The sequence below is a fragment of the Roseovarius pelagicus genome (assembly GCF_025639885.1).
Taxonomy (GTDB): Bacteria; Pseudomonadota; Alphaproteobacteria; order Rhodobacterales; family Rhodobacteraceae; genus Roseovarius; species Roseovarius pelagicus.
Genome location: NZ_CP106738.1, coordinates 135,952 through 151,341 on the forward strand (window position 1 = coordinate 135,952; position 15,390 = coordinate 151,341).

Consider the following 15,390-nt stretch of genomic DNA (forward strand, 5'->3'; position numbering starts at 1 on the left):
TGGCGGAGGGCGCACATTACGACCGGCAATTGCAAAGGTGAGAACGATGGCCGAAAGCGACCATTGTCCCGTCCTAGCCTGCGCTATAACCGGATCGAGGGCAGTGTTGCGTCTCATCCTGTCGTCTGTAAGGAGCATTTGGGGCGAAATTTGGGCACGGTCTTCTGTATATCGCGAATTCCAACAATATCATTTAAATACAATTTGTTGCGATGCTGGTATTTACGAAGGTGACGCGGCATTTCGCGACCAATCTGTTCTGATGTGGCGGGTCGTCCTGCCCAAAGCCGGAACAGCGGGCGCGCCCATGCGCACCCGCCGCGTGCGTTTACCTACCCCGCAGCGGCCTAACGCTGTCGGCGCGCCATAAAGGCCAATCGCTCGAACAGATGCACATCCTGTTCGTTTTTCAACAACGCGCCATGCAGGCGCGGCAGGGCGTCCGCGCCGTCTTTCTTGAGGTCGTCAGCCGTCAGATCCTCGGCAAGCAGCAGTTTGAGCCAATCCAATACTTCAGAGGTGGAAGGCTTCTTCTTCAATCCTTGTTGCTCGCGAATCTCGTAGAACTGCGTGAGCGCAGTGGTCAGCAGCGCATCTTTGATACCGGGGTGATGAACTGCAACGATCTTCTTCATCGTGTCCATGTCCGGGAAGCGGATGTAGTGGAAAAAGCACCGTCGCAGAAAGGCGTCTGGCAGTTCTTTTTCATTGTTGGAGGTGATGATCACGATGGGACGCTGACGGGCGGCGATGGTCTCGCCGGTCTCGTAGACATGAAACTCCATCTTGTCGAGTTCCTGTAGCAGGTCGTTGGGAAATTCTATATCGGCCTTGTCGATCTCGTCGATCAACAGCACCACTTTTTGATCGGCAGTAAAGGCCTGCCACAGTTTGCCGGGGCGGATATAGTTGGCAACGTCATGCACTTTTTCCTCGCCCAGCTGGCTGTCCCGCAGGCGGCTGACAGCGTCGTATTCATACAGGCCCTGATGGGCGCGGGTGGTTGATTTGATATTCCACTCGATCATCTTCAGGCCAAGGCCGCGTGCGACCTGACGGGCCAGTTCGGTTTTGCCTGTTCCCGGTTCACCCTTTACCAGCAGGGGACGTTCAAGCGTAACAGCCGCATTCACCGCAACCGTCAAGTCCTGGGTTGCGACGTAATCGTCTGTGCCTTCGAATTTCATCACGTTATCAATCCTTTTCGGGCCGTTTCTCATCGGCGTCGCGCGGCACAGTAACGGGATGTGCAAAACACATCAATGGATGGTGATTGGCTAGTGACATTCAAGCACGCTTGCAGTAAATGCAGGCCAAAAGGGGAACGAGATTGTCTAAACCAGATATCGTAACCAGCCTTGATGTTGATGAGGACAAGCGCATGAAAGCCGAAGTTTTCCTGCCGGATGACTATCAGCCGGTCGACGACGAACCATTTATGAATGACCGCCAGACCGAATACTTCCGACGCAAGCTGCTGGAGTGGCGTGATGACCTTCTGGCGGGCAGCCGGGACACCATCGAGGGGCTGCAGGACGGTACGCGCGCGATCCCGGACGTCGCCGACCGCGCCAGCGAGGAAACCGACCGCGCGCTGGAATTGCGCACTCGTGATCGTCAGCGCAAGCTGGTGGCCAAGATCGATCAGGCGCTGCGTCGAATCGAAGAGGGTGAATATGGTTACTGCGAAGTGACCGGCGAACCGATCAGCCTGAAGCGTCTGGATGCACGCCCCATCGCGACCATGAGCCTTGAGGCACAAGAGCGTCACGAGCGCCGCGAAAAAGTTCACCGCGACGACTGACCACAGGGTTTCGTATCAGAATTATCTGCGCCGGGGCTTTCGCTCCGGCGTTTTTCGTTTCATCACCTGTGTATGGATCTAAGCGGGCTCAGGATCGCCGTTATCGGCGGCGGAATTGGCGGGTTGGCCGTCGCGCGCGCCTTCGCGCTGCGCGAGGCCAGCGTTACGGTTTATGAACAGGCCAATGCGATTGCCGAGGTCGGTGCAGGCTTGCAGATCAGCCCCAATGGGTTTTCTGTACTGCGCGCGTTGGGGCTGGGCGATGCGGTGCGCGATGTTGGTGTGCAGGCCGCTACCATTGCGTTGCATGATTATCGCGGGTCACGGGTGCTACAGCTCGATCTGGGGCGATTGACACAGCGCGACTATTGGTTCCTGCACCGGGCTGATTTGATTGACGTTCTGCGTCGCGGCGCGGTCGCGGCGGGGGTGAATATCCGGCTGGGATCGCGGGCCATAGAGGCCGCGCCGGGGCCGGTGTTGCGGCTGGAGGATGGTGCGGTCGACGCTGATCTGGTGATCGGCGCGGACGGGTTGCATTCGGTTCTGCGCCCGGCACTGAACGGCGTGGCAGAGCCATTTTTTACTGGTCAGGTGGCGTGGCGTGCGACCGTTCCGTGTTCGCGGGGCGGGGTGGCAGAGGCACGCGTGCATATGGGTCCACGTCGTCATCTGGTCAGTTATCCGCTGCGTGACGGGCAGATAATGAACATTGTCGCAGTCGAAGAGCGCGCCGAATGGACCGCCGAAAGCTGGAGCCACCGGGGGGATCCCGATACCCTGCGCGCGCGGTTCGCCGATTTTGGACCTGACGTGCAAACGATACTGGCCCGCGTGGACACCGTGCATCAATGGGGCCTTTTCCGACACCCTGTCGCGCGTGTCTGGGGGCAGGGCGGTACGGCGCTTCTGGGGGATGCGGCGCATCCGACGCTGCCCTTCATGGCGCAGGGTGCGTGCATGGCACTGGAGGATGCGTGGGTGTTGGCAGATGCGCTGACGATGGCGGAAGATATGGACGCGGCACTGGCAGCTTATCAAATGCGACGCGAGGCGCGGGTGCGGCGCGTCGTAGAGGCCGCGAACGGCAATGCGTGGAAATACCACCTTTCGTTTGGCCCACTGCGGTTCGCAGCGCATACAGCGATGCGTCTGGGAGGGGCGCTGGTGCCGCAGCGGATGATGCAACAGTTCGACTGGATTTACGGGTATGACGTGACGGGCGGACGTTAGCTCGACCCGGATCGCCCGCAGTAGGTCAAATCAGAACCGTTCAGGCGGGCTGGTTTCACCGTTTCTTCAGCGGTACGCCATAAAGTTCCATCTTGTGTCCGGTCAGGCGGTACCCCAGTTTCGCCGCGATCTTTTCTTGCAGGGCTTCGATCTCGGGGTCGACGAATTCGATTACGTCCCCCGTCTTGAGGTCGATCAGGTGGTCGTGGTGCTCTCGCTCAGCATCCTCGTAACGCGCACGACCGTCACCGAAATCGACCTTTTCAAGGATACCGCTTTCCTCGAACAGCTTGACCGTTCGGTAGACCGTCGCAAGCGAGATATGCGGATCACGCGCGCTGGCACGCGCGTAGAGCTCATCCACATCAGGATGATCATCGGACTCTTCCAATACGGCGGCGATGGTTCGCCTCTGATCTGTCATGCGCAGGCCCTTGGCCACGCAACGGTCGATGATTGTGTCGCTCATGGCCTGTCCCACGCCCGGTGCCTTACCCGAATACGGGCTTTGGCGGGCGGTTTCCACCGCTTTTCGGGGTTGGGCTGCTTGCCGAGGTTGACTTTGCTGCGTTGCAGTATCATATCCGCCTCAACCGACATTTCCTGCCGCGTGAGCAGCGGGCCGCCACAAGGGCGCGCCACTACAGACGAAATGTCGCGGAATGATCCCAAAATCACGCGTGGGGCCAACCGTCTGAACGGCGCTGTGGCATCTCCGCCAGTGCGTCAGGACCGGGCGGAACCACGATAACGGCAGGGCGCATATGGCGTGCCTGCACATAGTTTTTGCGTCCTTACATGGGCGCCCGAAAGGATATGAATTGAACTTGTTTGAAGAAATGGGGCTGCCCGGCAGTCTGGTCAAAAAACTTGCCGCGCAAGGTATCACCGACCCCACTCCGATCCAGAGCCATGCGATTCCGCATGCCTTGAACGGATTTGACGTGATGGGGCTGGCGCAGACCGGCACGGGCAAAACCGCCGCGTTTGGTCTGCCGCTGATCGCGCGGATGATGGAGGAACGGACGAAGCCGGGGCCCAAAGCGGTTGCCAGCCTGATTCTGGCCCCGACACGCGAATTGGCTGGCCAGATCAAGGATACGCTATTGCCGCTGGTCCGTGACACGCCGATGAAAATCGGTGTCGTTGTTGGCGGACAATCGATCAATGTGCAGATCAAGCGGCTGGAGAAGGGCACGCATATTCTGGTGGCGACGCCGGGCCGGTTGCTGGACCTGCTGGATCGTCGCGCCGTGCGGCTGGACGAGACCAAGTTCCTGGTGCTGGACGAGGCCGATCAGATGCTGGATCTCGGGTTCATCCACGCCCTGCGCAAGATTGCGGGTCTGATCCCGTCGGAACGCCAGACGATGCTGTTTTCGGCCACAATGCCCAAGCAGATGGAAGAAATTGCGGGAAGTTATCTGAAGCATCCCAAACGGGTACAAGTTGCCCCTCCGGGCAAGGCTGCGGATAAGGTCACGCAAGAAGTCCATTTTATCGCCAAGGCGGAAAAGCCGAACCTGCTGATCGAGTTGCTGGGCAAGCACCGGGATGAATTGGCGCTGGTTTTTGGCCGGACCAAGCATGGATCGGACAAGCTGGCGAAAAAGCTGATGTCAGCCGGGTTCGATGTTGCCGCCATTCATGGCAACAAAAGTCAGGGCCAACGTGATCGCGCGTTAAAGGCGTTCCGTGACGGTGAGGTAAAGGTACTGGTGGCCACCGATGTGGCGGCGCGCGGCCTCGATATCCCGGATGTGAAACATGTCTACAACTTTGACCTGCCGAACGTGCCGGACAACTACGTTCACCGTATTGGTCGGACCGCGCGGGCCGGCAAGGATGGGGCGGCGATCGCGTTCTGTTCACCTGACGAAATGGGCGAACTGAAGGACATTCAAAAAACGATGGGTATATCGATCCCTGTTGCGTCGGGGCGCGCATGGGAAGATTTGCCTGATCCCAAAGCCAAGCCAAAAGGGCGCGGTGGCTCTGGAGGTCCCGGTGGTCGACGTCGTGGCGGCGGTGGCGGCGGCCCCAAAGGGGGCGGCCAGGGTGGTCGTAATGCGCAGGGCGCAGCCGGTGGAGGCGCTGCCGGGCAGGGCAAGCCGCAACAGCGGCGTCGCCGTCGCGGTGGTGGCGGTCCCAAGGCTGCTGCCTGAAGCCTACATCTGCGTTAGATTACCTATCAATGACTGGCCCGGCGTCGCATGAACTATGCGCCGGGCTATTTGCGTGATCGATTGATCGCGCGCGCGTCATCGTCGACCGCTTGGATTAGCGTTATGGCCAAGTTGCTGACGCTCGGACTCTCCTCATATCGCCGCCAACACAACGTAATTCCGCCCTATTGTTTCGATACCGTAAACAAAGCGTTAGGAATCGAAGGATTGCGCGATGGAGTTGAATTGGATCAACGACGTCATCTTGAAACTCACCGGCCTGCTGGTCGGACCCGCAACGCGGTTCTGGCCAGTTTATCTGATTGTTTCGCTCCTGATCTGCATCGCAGTCATCGCGGCGCGACCGATGTACCGGACAAAGCTGCGTCGGCGACTGCCCACGTCGATCTGCAAGCAGGCCTCGTATTTATCTGATCTAAAATTTTTGATTCAGCGCCGTGGGATTACCGCGCCGAAATGGATCATTGCCATACTTTTCTGCGCTGTGCTGACGCACGGGGTGGCCGGGTTGTTTGGTGCAAGGTCGGAAACGTCTCTGCATAACCCGGTGGCTATCGCGGCTCTGCTGCTGTTGATCCACGATTTTGGCACCTATTGGCTGCACCGTGCGCGCAGGCACCTCGTGCCGTGGGCGACCTCTACACTGATGCGGAGTGTCTATATCGGCACGTTGCAGGGCGTTGCCATCGGATTGTTGATCCGTGATGTCCCGCTCCTAGCCCTGATCGGGGTGAATGCGGGTTATGCCGCGCTTTGCATGGCAGGGACGGGCCTGCGCCATAGTCATGTATGGTTGGGGTTCGGTCGCGTGTTGGAGCATATCCTGATCTCGCCCGCGCAACATCAAATCCACCATTCATCGGCCGCGGAACATCGTAACAAAAACTACGGTGAAGTGCTGGCGATCTGGGACTGGATGTTTGGCACGCTATACGTCTCGCGAAAACGCCATGACAGTTGGGTAGCCGCGAAAATGGTGTCGATTCACGACCATTCGACGCGGATAACCATGCAGATCGTGCAAGTGATAGACACGATGTTTGCATCGGCACAGCTGCCGACGGACAGGACGATCCACGCAAAATGAACGCTGGCTTTTCGGCTTATCTAAACGTGTTGCGGTTCGGCGCGGCCCTTGTCGTGTTGATGTCGCATTTTGGTTTCGTACGGTATTCCGGTGGCCGGTGGCTGTGGATACGCGAATTCAACTTTGGCAGCGACGCGGTGATCATTTTCTTTGTGCTGTCGGGGCTGGTGGTCGCGCAGGCGGCATCCCGCAAGCGCAGCGGACTCGGCGGCTTTGCCTTTGATCGGCTGACGCGGCTGTGGTCGGTTGCGATCCCCGCGCTGGTGATCGGTTTCACACTGGACCGGATTGGTGCGCGGATCGCCCCATCCGCGTATGAGGGATGGTTCTACGTGCCGCTGCCATTCGATGAACAAATGTGGCGCGGGATGAGTTTTTCCAATCAATGGGGCGGCATGGCAACCCGGTTGGGCACGAACGGGCCGTATTGGTCGCTGAGCTATGAGGCGGCTTACTATGCGCTGTTCGCGGTCGGTTTCTACTTGCGAGGGCTTTGGCGGGTGCTTCTGCTGGCGGTTGGTCTGTGGGTCTTTGGGCTGAACATCATGCTGCTTATGCCCGCGTGGCTGATGGGGGCTGCGCTCTATTTCTGGCTGGCGCGTGGCGTGCTGCCCCGGCGGCATTTGGCACTGCTGCTGGCTGTTGTGCCAGTGCTGGCCTATGGTGCCGCCGTTGCGACAGGACTACCCGAAGCTTTGCTGGTCGTAACCGATCCGCTGGACGAAGTGGTGAACCTGCGGTTCTCTGACGAACCGATCTGGAGCGCGATTCTGGGTGCGCTGGTCGCGGTTCATTTGATGGGCATGGCGGGGTTATTGACCGACACCAGCCTGTCGCGGGTCGCGCCGCGTGCGGCGTGGGCAGCGGGGGCGAGTTTCTCGCTTTACCTGATGCATTACCCGGCGTTGCAGTTCTTTGGCGGCATCATGCCGAAATCGCGCTATGCGACGCTGAACGAGGCGATGCTGCTGGCGGCGGTGCTGATGTTTTGCGCCCTGTTCGCGCGCCTGTTTGAACGGCCATTGCCGACGTTGCGCGCTGCACTGCTGCGGTTCGCCATGTGGATCAGACCAAATCCGGCTCGCGCCCCACACGGTTCGCCAGCCGACTGACGGTCAGACCTTGGACAATGATGGAAAACACGACGATCATATAGGTAACGGTCAGAATCAACGGCTTCCATTCGCCTTCTGGCAGGCTAAGAGCCAGCGCGACCGAAATCCCACCCTTCAGTCCGCCCCATGTCATGATTGGGATAACCCCTTTTCTGAAATCGCGAAATGGTTTCAACATCATCACCGGAATGGCCACGGCCGAGAGCCGTCCCAAGAGAGCCAATGCGATGGAAAACACGCCCGCGGTCAGGTAATCCGCGCCAAAGGCGATGGCGAACACCTCGAACCCGATCATCAAGAACAGGACCGCGTTCAAAATCTCATCGATTAGCTTCCAGAATCCATCGACATGGCGCCGGGTTTCCTCACTCATCCCGTACTTGGCGCCCACATCGCCGATCAGCAGCCCGGCACAGACGGCCATGATCGGGGCCGACACATGCAGCCAAACGGCCAGTTCATAGCCACCAAAGGCCAGTCCCAGCGTCAAAAGGACCTCTAGCGAGTAGTCGTCAATCAATCGCATCACCCGGAATGTCAGCCAACCCAGCACCAGTCCCAGCGCGGCCCCGCCCAGAGCCTCGCGCAGAAAGAGCGTGCCAGCATCCACAAGACCGCCCCCGCCGTGATGATCCCCGGATGGAAACGCGAGACCGACCAACACCAAAAACACCACATAGCCGACCCCGTCATTAAAGAGCGATTCGCCGGCAATCTGTGTTTCAAGTGATTTCGGCAGGTTCGCCTCGCGCAACACGCCCAGAACCGCCACAGGATCCGTGGGCGAGATCAGGGCACCAAAGACCAGCGCGATCATCAGCGGCATACCGGTGAGCCAACTGAAACCCACGCCGACGATGACTGTCGACAAGCCGACGCCGATGGTCGCCATCAGGAATACAAGTATCCACTCGGCCCGCAGGTCAGAGATCTTGACATGCAATGCCCCGGCAAAGAGCAGCAGCCCAAGCATGCCTTCCAGCAGGGCGTCGGAGAATTCGATACCGATGACAAAGATGCGTACCTGATCCGCCACTCCGAGTGCGGGCCAGACCAGATCGATGCCCAAAAGGGCAAAGGAGGCAAAGAGTGCCACCACCAGAATACCTATGGAAGAGGGCAGCTTGAGAAAGAGATAGTTGATCGCGCCGAACACGCCGGCCAGAACGATCAACAGGGATGTGATTTGCAGAATGTTCATGGACCGGATGCTCCGCCTGTCGCGCTGGGGGCAGACCTATCACGCGGAAAGGCGCAGCGGAACAGGCTGCGCGGTCAGGTGCCGCAGAATGTCTGTTGCACGATTTCGGACGGCTCTGGCGGATGTGTCAGATCACTGGCGTCCGGCTGGTCGACGAATGGACGAGATAACACATCAAGCAACCGCTGGAATGGAGCCATATCGCCGGAAACGGCGGCGGCGATCATCTGCTCAATCCGGTGATTGCGCGGAATGAATGCAGGATTGGCGTCATCCATGCGCGTCTGCCAATCAGGCTCTGATTGCACACGGGATCGCCAGCGCGCTTGCCACGGGTCAAACTGTGCAGGATCAAGGAACTGATCGCGCGCGGCGCGGGACGCAAGGGTGCGGAACGTGTTGGTGAAATCGGCACGACCGTGGGTCATCAAGTCCAGCAGATCGGTGATCAGCGCGCGATCTGCCTCGGTTGCGCTAGCAAGGCCGATCTTGGCCCCAAAGCGGCGCAGCCATTCAGCCTCGGCAATTTCGGGCATGGCATGCACGGCCTCTGTAAAAGCTGCAACAGCGGCTTTCTCGTCGGTCATCAACGGCACGAGCGATGAGGCGAACTGCGCTAGATTCCAAGTGATGACGTTTATCTGGTTGTCGTAGGCATACCGTCCCTGTGCGTCGATCGAACTAAAGACAGTCTGGGGGTGGTAGGTGTCAAGAAATGCGCATGGACCATAGTCGATCGTTTCGCCTGAAATGGCGGTGTTGTCGGTGTTCATCACGCCGTGGATAAACCCGACGGACATCCATTGCGCCACCAGATGCGCCTGCCGTTGTGCCACTGCATTCAAGAGGTCCGCAGGGCCGGTAGCCTGCGGATAATGCCGATCTATCACGTAATCGCAAAGTGTCTTCAGGGCATCTGTGTCACGCCGGGCGGCGAAATACTGAAACGTGCCCACGCGGACATGACTTGAGGCGACGCGCGCCAGAACTGCGCCGGGCAGCCCGCCTGACTCTCGATAGACCGGTTCGCCCGTGGCGACGGCGGCCAAGGCGCGCGTGGTTGGCACGCCCAAGGCATGCATTGCCTCGCTGACGACATATTCGCGCAGAACGGGACCCATCCACGCCCGCCCGTCACCCATGCGGCTATAGGGGGTGGGGCCAGAGCCCTTGAGCTGGATATCGCGTCTTTGCCCATCTCGGTCCACGACCTCGCCCAACAAGTTCGCGCGCCCGTCGCCCAGCGATGGGCTGAACCCGCCAAACTGGTGGCCAGCATAGGCCTGCGCCAATGGCTCTGCGCCGTCGGGTAACCGATTGCCGGAAAAAACTTCGGCCAGTTCTGAGTCGGTTCCACGGGTGATACCCAACTCATCCGCCAGTGCGGTGTTGAAATGCAGCAATTGCGGTGCGCGCACAGGTTTGGGATTGATCCGGGTGTGGAACGGCTGGGGTAGCTGCGCGTAGCTGTTATCAAAGGGTATTTGCAGGGCCATGACCTTTACCTAACGGCTGCGCGCAGGAATTCCAGTCTTTGACTTCGCATTGGCAAGTGTAAATGGGTATTTGCCCAAAAAAGAGAGGTGGGCCGGGTCATTTTTTTCTTTGGTCGACGCTCAAAAGCGCCGAGTCATCAACATATATTGCTCTCGCGGTTCAAAGTGCAGCTTGGCGTAGAGCGCGCGCGCCTTTTCGTTGTCGCGATGGACCTCCAGATGCAGCGCCTTCAGCCCGGCACCGGCCAGCGCCTTGGGCAATGCGCTGAGGATCTCGGTTCCGATGCCGCGCCCGCGCACGCCGGGGCGGATGTAGATTTCGTCGAGAAACCCATCAAGCCCACCGAATTCCAGTGACCAGCCAAAGCAGACCACGGCATACCCGATAGGCGCGCGGACGGGGCCGGCGATGTAGACTGCGCCATGCGGGGATCCGTCCAGCAGCGGTGTGAGGGCTGCGCGCAAGCCGGTGTCGTCCGGCGTGATCCCCGCTTCGGTTTGGAAGGCGATCACCAGCGGCAGCAGGCGATCCAGATCATCGGGTTTGGCGAGGGTCAAAGCGGTCACAGGCGGGCCAGCCTTTCGGTTAACAGGGCAAAGAAACCATCCGCATCCACATCACCGATAAAAAGTGCATTCGGCGCACGGTCAGTGACGCCCCACCAGTCGGCAACAGTCATGCCCATGGTCAGTTCCGACGTTGTTTCGACGGCGACGTTGACGTGACGACCGGAAAACAGGCTGGGTGCGATCAGATAGGCGGTCACGCAAGGGTCGTGCAGCGGTGCACCCGCGCTGCCATACTTTTCTCGGTCATAGCGCTCAAAGAAATCGGACATCTGCGCCACGGCAGTACCGACCGGCGTACCCAACGCGCGGAAGGCGTCATTTCGCGGGCGTGTCACCAGTGCCTTGTGCGTCACGTCGAGCGGCATCACGGTGATCGAGACGCCTGAGGAAAAGACGATATCGGCGGCGTCGGGATCGACGTAGATGTTGAATTCGGCGGTGGGCGTGATGTTGCCTACTTCAAAGTAAGCACCACCCATCAGGATGATTTCTTGTACTTTTTCAATAATATCCGACGCTTTGTTAAACGCTGTCGCGATATTGGTGAGCGGGCCTATGGGACACAGTGTGACTGTGTCTGCCGGGTGCGCGCGCAGGGTGTCGATGATGAAATCGACAGCGTGCTGATCCTGAAGCGGTATCGTGGGCTCCGGCAGGTCGGGGCCATCCAAGCCGGTGCGGCCATGTACATGCTCTGCTGTCACCAATGCCCGTCCCAGCGGGCGATCACACCCGGCGTAGATCGGCACATCCGGCCGTTCTGCCAACTCGCAGATGATCCGCGCGTTACGGGTGGTCAGGTCCAGCGGCACATTGCCAGCGACGCATGTAATGCCGATCAGGTCAATTTCGTCAGGGCTGGCCAGCGCCAGCAGGATGGCCACGGCGTCGTCCTGTCCGGGATCGGTGTCGATGATGATTTTGCGCGCGTTCATGCGCGCGACCATGCAACGGGCGCGGCGCATTGTCCATGTGGTGCGGGGTCAGTTGGGGAAAGATCGCCGGTAGTGGCGCAGCACAAAGAGGCGGATGGCCGACGCAAGGCCAATGTCGGTCCCGCGGTCCGCATCAATATCGGCAGCGAGCGCATTGACTGGTATGGATTTTTCAGCGGCAATATCACGAAAGGCCTGCCAAAACTCATCCTCAAGAGAGACGCTGGTACGATGACCGCGCAACGTGAGGGAGCGTTTGGCAGGCCGCTGTGTCATGGCCTGTCAGGTATCGCGTTTCTTGGCGTCCAGATTCTCCGCGATTTTCCGGGCCTTGGCTTTCAGCAGTTCTTTTTGCGCTTTGGTCTGGCCAAAGGTGACGGCGTTTTCGTCTGCGCGTGCCTTGCGAGAGGCGCGATTGCGCTCTTTCTTGGCTTGGTTCAGATTGATGGGGGCGCTCATTTTGGTCCTACCATGTTTTCGGGGCGTACAACCCGGTCGAAGGTTTCTGCGTCGACAAAGCCGAGCGCAATGGCTTCTTGCTTTAGTGTTGTGCCGTTCTTGTGGGCGGTCTTGGCGACCTTGGTGGCGTTATCATAGCCGATTTCGGGGGCGAGTGCAGTCACCAGCATCAGCGACTCGCGCATTAGCCGGTCAATACGGGTTTCGTCAGCCTGTAGGCCATCGACGAGATTATCGGTAAACGCCGAGGCGGCATCGCCCAAAAGCTGCATGGATTGCAGGACGTTATAGGACATCATGGGTTTGTAGACGTTCAGCTCGAAATGACCCTGCGATCCGGCAAAGCCGACGGCGGCATCATTGCCCATCACATGCGCGCAGACTTGAGTCAGTGCTTCGCATTGGGTCGGGTTCACCTTGCCCGGCATGATCGATGAGCCGGGCTCGTTCTCGGGCAGCACCAGCTCGCCCAAGCCGCAACGGGGGCCGGAACCGAGCAGACGAATGTCGTTGGCGATCTTAAACAATGAGGCGGCCACGGTTTTCAGCGCGCCAGAGATTTCGACCATTGCATCGTGGGCGGCGAGGGCCTCGAATTTATTGGGGGCGGTAACGAATGGCAGGCCCGTGATTTCGGCCATGTTTTTGGCCACCATCACGTCCCAGCCTTTGGTCGTGTTCAGGCCGGTGCCGACGGCTGTGCCGCCCTGCGCCAATTCATAGATACGTCCCAGCGCGTCCTTGATCCGCTGGATGCCCATAGCGACCTGATGAGCATAACCAGAGAATTCCTGCCCCAAGGTCAGTGGCGTGGCATCCTGTGTGTGGGTGCGACCGATCTTGATGATGTCGCCCCATGCATCGACTTTGGTCTGCAGGGCCGCGTGCAGTTTTTCCAGACCGGGCAGGGTGACGTCATGGGCGGTCATGGCTGCCGAAATGTGCATCGCGGTGGGAAAGGTATCGTTCGATGACTGGCCCATGTTGCAGTGATCGTTGGGATGGACGGGATCCTTGGATCCGATGGTGCCACCCAGAAGTTCGATCGCGCGGTTGGCGATCACTTCGTTGGCGTTCATATTGGATTGTGTGCCCGACCCGGTCTGCCAGACCACCAGCGGGAAATTATCATCCAGCTTGCCTGCGATGACCTCGCCGGCGGCCTCAATAATGGCATTGCCGCGTGTTTCGTCCAGTTTGCCCAGTTCGACGTTGGCTTGGGCGCAGGCTTTCTTAATGACGCCCAATGCCCGGACGATGGCGACGGGCTGTTTTTCCCAGCCGATGGGGAAATTCAGGATCGAACGTTGGGTTTGTGCGCCCCAATACTTATCTGCGGGGACTTCGAGCGGGCCAAAGCTGTCGGTTTCTGTGCGGGTGGCGGTCATGTCGCGGCTCTCCTGAAAAAGGTTGCGACAAGTCATACCGTCTGGCGCGGAAAGTTCAATGTGGCGTATGCGCGAGACCGACTTGGGCCAGCAGCCTCAGGCGGCTATCCCGAACGACCGGATCGAGGCGCGGAACGCCTACTTGCGAAAGCTGTCGAGGCTGACCACTTCGGCGTCGGGTTTGCCCTCGGGCAGGGCGTGGTCGTCATCGTCGGCATCGTCCTCGTCATCGCTTTCCTGCGTTTCAAAGCGCAGGCCGAATTCGACTGACGGATCGACGAAGGTCTGGATCGCATCGTAGGGGACATAAAGTGTCTCGGGCGCGTCGCCAAAATTCAGCGTGACGCCAAAACCGTCCTCGTTGACCTCCAGATTGTCGTACCAATGCTGCATGACGACGGTCATTTCGGTCGGATAGCGCTCCTTTAGCCAGTCGGCAAGTTGCGCGTCCGGGTGGGTCGTGTCGAAGGTGATAAAGAAATGATGCGCGCCGGGCAGGCCGTTCGCACGGACGTCTTTTAGCACTTCTTGAATCAGGCCGCGCATGGCCCGATGCATCAGATTTCCATAGTCAATGGTTCCAGACATGCACACCCCCGAATGTCTGCGGATCAGCATAAGGGATCTCGAAGCAAAACAAAAGGGGGTGCGAACGCCCTTTAGACCATCACATGCAGTATCGTGCCCGCTGCCGCCATTCCTGCCAATGCAAGCATCATTGGCAGGCGTAAAATCAGCATCAGGGATGCCGCCAGCATCACCAATCCGAATGCAGTGGTTGAAAAACTGGTCCAGACAGGCACGACGCTAAAGGATGTTCTGGTGACTTGATCAAAGAGCACATGCAGCGCGAACCAGACCGAAAGATTAAGGATCACACCGACCACTGCGGCAGAGATCGCGGCAAGCGCGCCGTTCAGGCGGGGCTGCGCCAGCAGCCACTCGACATAGGGGGCTCCGACAAAGATCCAAAGAAAACAAGGGGTGAATGTCACCCACAACGTCAACGCACCTGCCAACACCGCCAGTGACACTCCACCTTCGGCATACCCGGCCAGCAAGCCAACAAATTCAGTGACAAGGATCAAAGGACCGGGGGTGGTTTCGGCAAGGCCGAGCGCGTCGATCATCTGGGCTGTGCTGAGCCATCCGTGCGTTTCGACCACTGCCTGGGTCATGTAGGTCAGCACCGCATATGCGCCGCCGAACGTGACTATTGCCAGCTTGCTGAAGAAGAGCGCGATTGCGCCCAGAAAGTACGGGTCAATGAGATAGGCAAGCCCGACCGGCGCGGCCCAGATCGCGGCCCAGATCGCCACAGTCCCGAGCGTCTTGCGTGCCGGAACAGTGGGCGAGGGCGCTTGGTTGTCGTCAGGTGCGCCCCGTGCAGTGACATAACCCCACAGCGCGGCCAACGCGATGAGCGCCGGGAAGGGTACGGCAAGAAAGAACATGAGCGCGAAACTCAGGCCGGCCAACATCCAGTGTGCGGTGGCTTGCAGCGCCTTGCGCGACAGTGACCAGAGGGCGCGCAGAACGATGATGACCACAGCCGCCTTGATCCCCAGAAACGCGGCCTGAACCAAGGACAGTTGCCCATAGCTGGCATAGGCCAGTGCCAGCAGCAGGATCACGGCTGCGCCCGGCAGCACAAAGAGCAGTCCCGCGATCAGGCCACCGAGCGTGCCGCGTAGCCGCCAGCCCGCATAGGTGGCCAGTTGCATCGCTTCGGGGCCGGGCAGCAGCATGCAAAAACTGAGCGCGCCCAGAAACTGCGGTTCGGAAAGCCAGCCGCGCCGATCCACCAGTTCTTCGTGCATGAGCGAGATTTGCGCAGCGGGACCGCCAAAAGACAACAGGCCGATCCGGCCAAAACTGCGCAGGAAATCAGCCCGCGTCACCGTCTCAGTATGCAT

At 59.4% G+C, this 15,390-nt stretch carries 16 protein-coding genes; 5 read left to right on the top strand and 11 right to left on the bottom strand.

What is annotated here, in order from left to right; all coding sequences use genetic code 11:
- Positions 1–347: 347 nt before the first annotated feature.
- Positions 348–1,187 (bottom strand): AAA family ATPase, encoded by an 840-nt coding sequence (locus N7U68_RS01770; protein WP_165197615.1) that lies wholly within the window; start codon positions 1,185–1,187, stop codon positions 348–350.
- A 194-nt stretch (positions 1,188–1,381) separates the two neighbouring features.
- Here N7U68_RS01770 and dksA point away from each other — a divergent pair, with 194 nt between their 5' ends.
- Positions 1,382–1,804: an RNA polymerase-binding protein DksA gene (gene dksA / locus N7U68_RS01775; RefSeq protein WP_165197614.1), complete on the top strand. Its 423-nt coding sequence runs from the start codon at positions 1,382–1,384 to the stop codon at positions 1,802–1,804.
- A 72-nt stretch (positions 1,805–1,876) separates the two neighbouring features.
- A complete protein-coding gene (locus N7U68_RS01780; RefSeq protein ID WP_263048035.1) occupies positions 1,877–3,037 on the top strand; it encodes an FAD-dependent monooxygenase in 1,161 nt (386 codons plus the stop codon).
- Between the two features lie 55 nt (positions 3,038–3,092).
- Here N7U68_RS01780 and N7U68_RS01785 read toward each other — a convergent pair whose 3' ends face one another.
- On the bottom strand, positions 3,093–3,506 hold the full coding sequence (locus N7U68_RS01785; protein ID WP_165192440.1) for a Fur family transcriptional regulator: 414 nt from the start codon (positions 3,504–3,506) through the stop codon (positions 3,093–3,095).
- A 352-nt stretch (positions 3,507–3,858) separates the two neighbouring features.
- Here N7U68_RS01785 and N7U68_RS01790 point away from each other — a divergent pair, with 352 nt between their 5' ends.
- The 3 genes from N7U68_RS01790 (at position 3,859) to N7U68_RS01800 (ending at position 7,422) form a co-directional block, all read left to right on the top strand.
- Positions 3,859–5,202, top strand: coding sequence for a DEAD/DEAH box helicase (locus N7U68_RS01790; RefSeq protein WP_241188180.1), 1,344 nt, complete (start codon positions 3,859–3,861; stop codon positions 5,200–5,202).
- 235 nt (positions 5,203–5,437) lie between these two features.
- The gene (locus tag N7U68_RS01795; RefSeq protein ID WP_263048036.1) at positions 5,438–6,310 is read left to right on the top strand and encodes a sterol desaturase family protein; all 873 of its coding nucleotides are present in this window, start codon (positions 5,438–5,440) and stop codon (positions 6,308–6,310) included.
- Complete coding sequence (locus N7U68_RS01800) at positions 6,307–7,422, top strand: acyltransferase family protein (protein ID WP_263048037.1); 1,116 nt, start codon at positions 6,307–6,309, stop codon at positions 7,420–7,422. The genes N7U68_RS01795 and N7U68_RS01800 overlap by 4 nt, the downstream gene beginning before the upstream one ends.
- On the opposite strand, the gene N7U68_RS01805 is transcribed toward N7U68_RS01800, so the two are convergent.
- The 9 genes from N7U68_RS01805 to chrA all read right to left on the bottom strand — a co-directional run bounded on the left by N7U68_RS01805 (position 7,376) and on the right by chrA (position 15,390).
- A complete protein-coding gene (locus N7U68_RS01805; RefSeq protein ID WP_165192437.1) occupies positions 7,376–8,626 on the bottom strand; it encodes a cation:proton antiporter in 1,251 nt (416 codons plus the stop codon). The two genes, N7U68_RS01800 and N7U68_RS01805, sit on opposite strands and share 47 nt — an antisense overlap.
- 74 nt (positions 8,627–8,700) lie before the next feature.
- Positions 8,701–10,122, bottom strand: coding sequence for a protein adenylyltransferase SelO (locus tag N7U68_RS01810; protein WP_263048038.1), 1,422 nt, complete (start codon positions 10,120–10,122; stop codon positions 8,701–8,703).
- Between the two features lie 120 nt (positions 10,123–10,242).
- On the bottom strand, positions 10,243–10,689 hold the full coding sequence (locus tag N7U68_RS01815; protein WP_263048039.1) for a GNAT family N-acetyltransferase: 447 nt from the start codon (positions 10,687–10,689) through the stop codon (positions 10,243–10,245).
- Complete coding sequence (locus N7U68_RS01820; protein ID WP_263048040.1) at positions 10,686–11,627, bottom strand: nucleoside hydrolase; 942 nt, start codon at positions 11,625–11,627, stop codon at positions 10,686–10,688. The genes N7U68_RS01815 and N7U68_RS01820 overlap by 4 nt, the downstream gene beginning before the upstream one ends.
- A 48-nt stretch (positions 11,628–11,675) precedes the next feature.
- A complete protein-coding gene (locus tag N7U68_RS01825) occupies positions 11,676–11,903 on the bottom strand; it encodes a ribbon-helix-helix domain-containing protein (RefSeq protein ID WP_263048041.1) in 228 nt (75 codons plus the stop codon).
- A 6-nt stretch (positions 11,904–11,909) separates the two neighbouring features.
- Positions 11,910–12,086: a DUF4169 family protein gene (locus N7U68_RS01830; RefSeq protein ID WP_165192432.1), complete on the bottom strand. Its 177-nt coding sequence runs from the start codon at positions 12,084–12,086 to the stop codon at positions 11,910–11,912.
- Complete coding sequence (fumC, locus tag N7U68_RS01835; RefSeq protein WP_165192431.1) at positions 12,083–13,474, bottom strand: class II fumarate hydratase; 1,392 nt, start codon at positions 13,472–13,474, stop codon at positions 12,083–12,085. The genes N7U68_RS01830 and fumC overlap by 4 nt, the downstream gene beginning before the upstream one ends.
- 138 nt (positions 13,475–13,612) lie before the next feature.
- The gene (locus N7U68_RS01840) at positions 13,613–14,062 is read right to left on the bottom strand and encodes an SspB family protein (RefSeq protein WP_263048042.1); all 450 of its coding nucleotides are present in this window, start codon (positions 14,060–14,062) and stop codon (positions 13,613–13,615) included.
- 71 nt (positions 14,063–14,133) lie between these two features.
- Positions 14,134–15,390, bottom strand: a complete 1,257-nt coding sequence (chrA, locus tag N7U68_RS01845; protein WP_263049103.1) for a chromate efflux transporter — start codon at positions 15,388–15,390, stop codon at positions 14,134–14,136.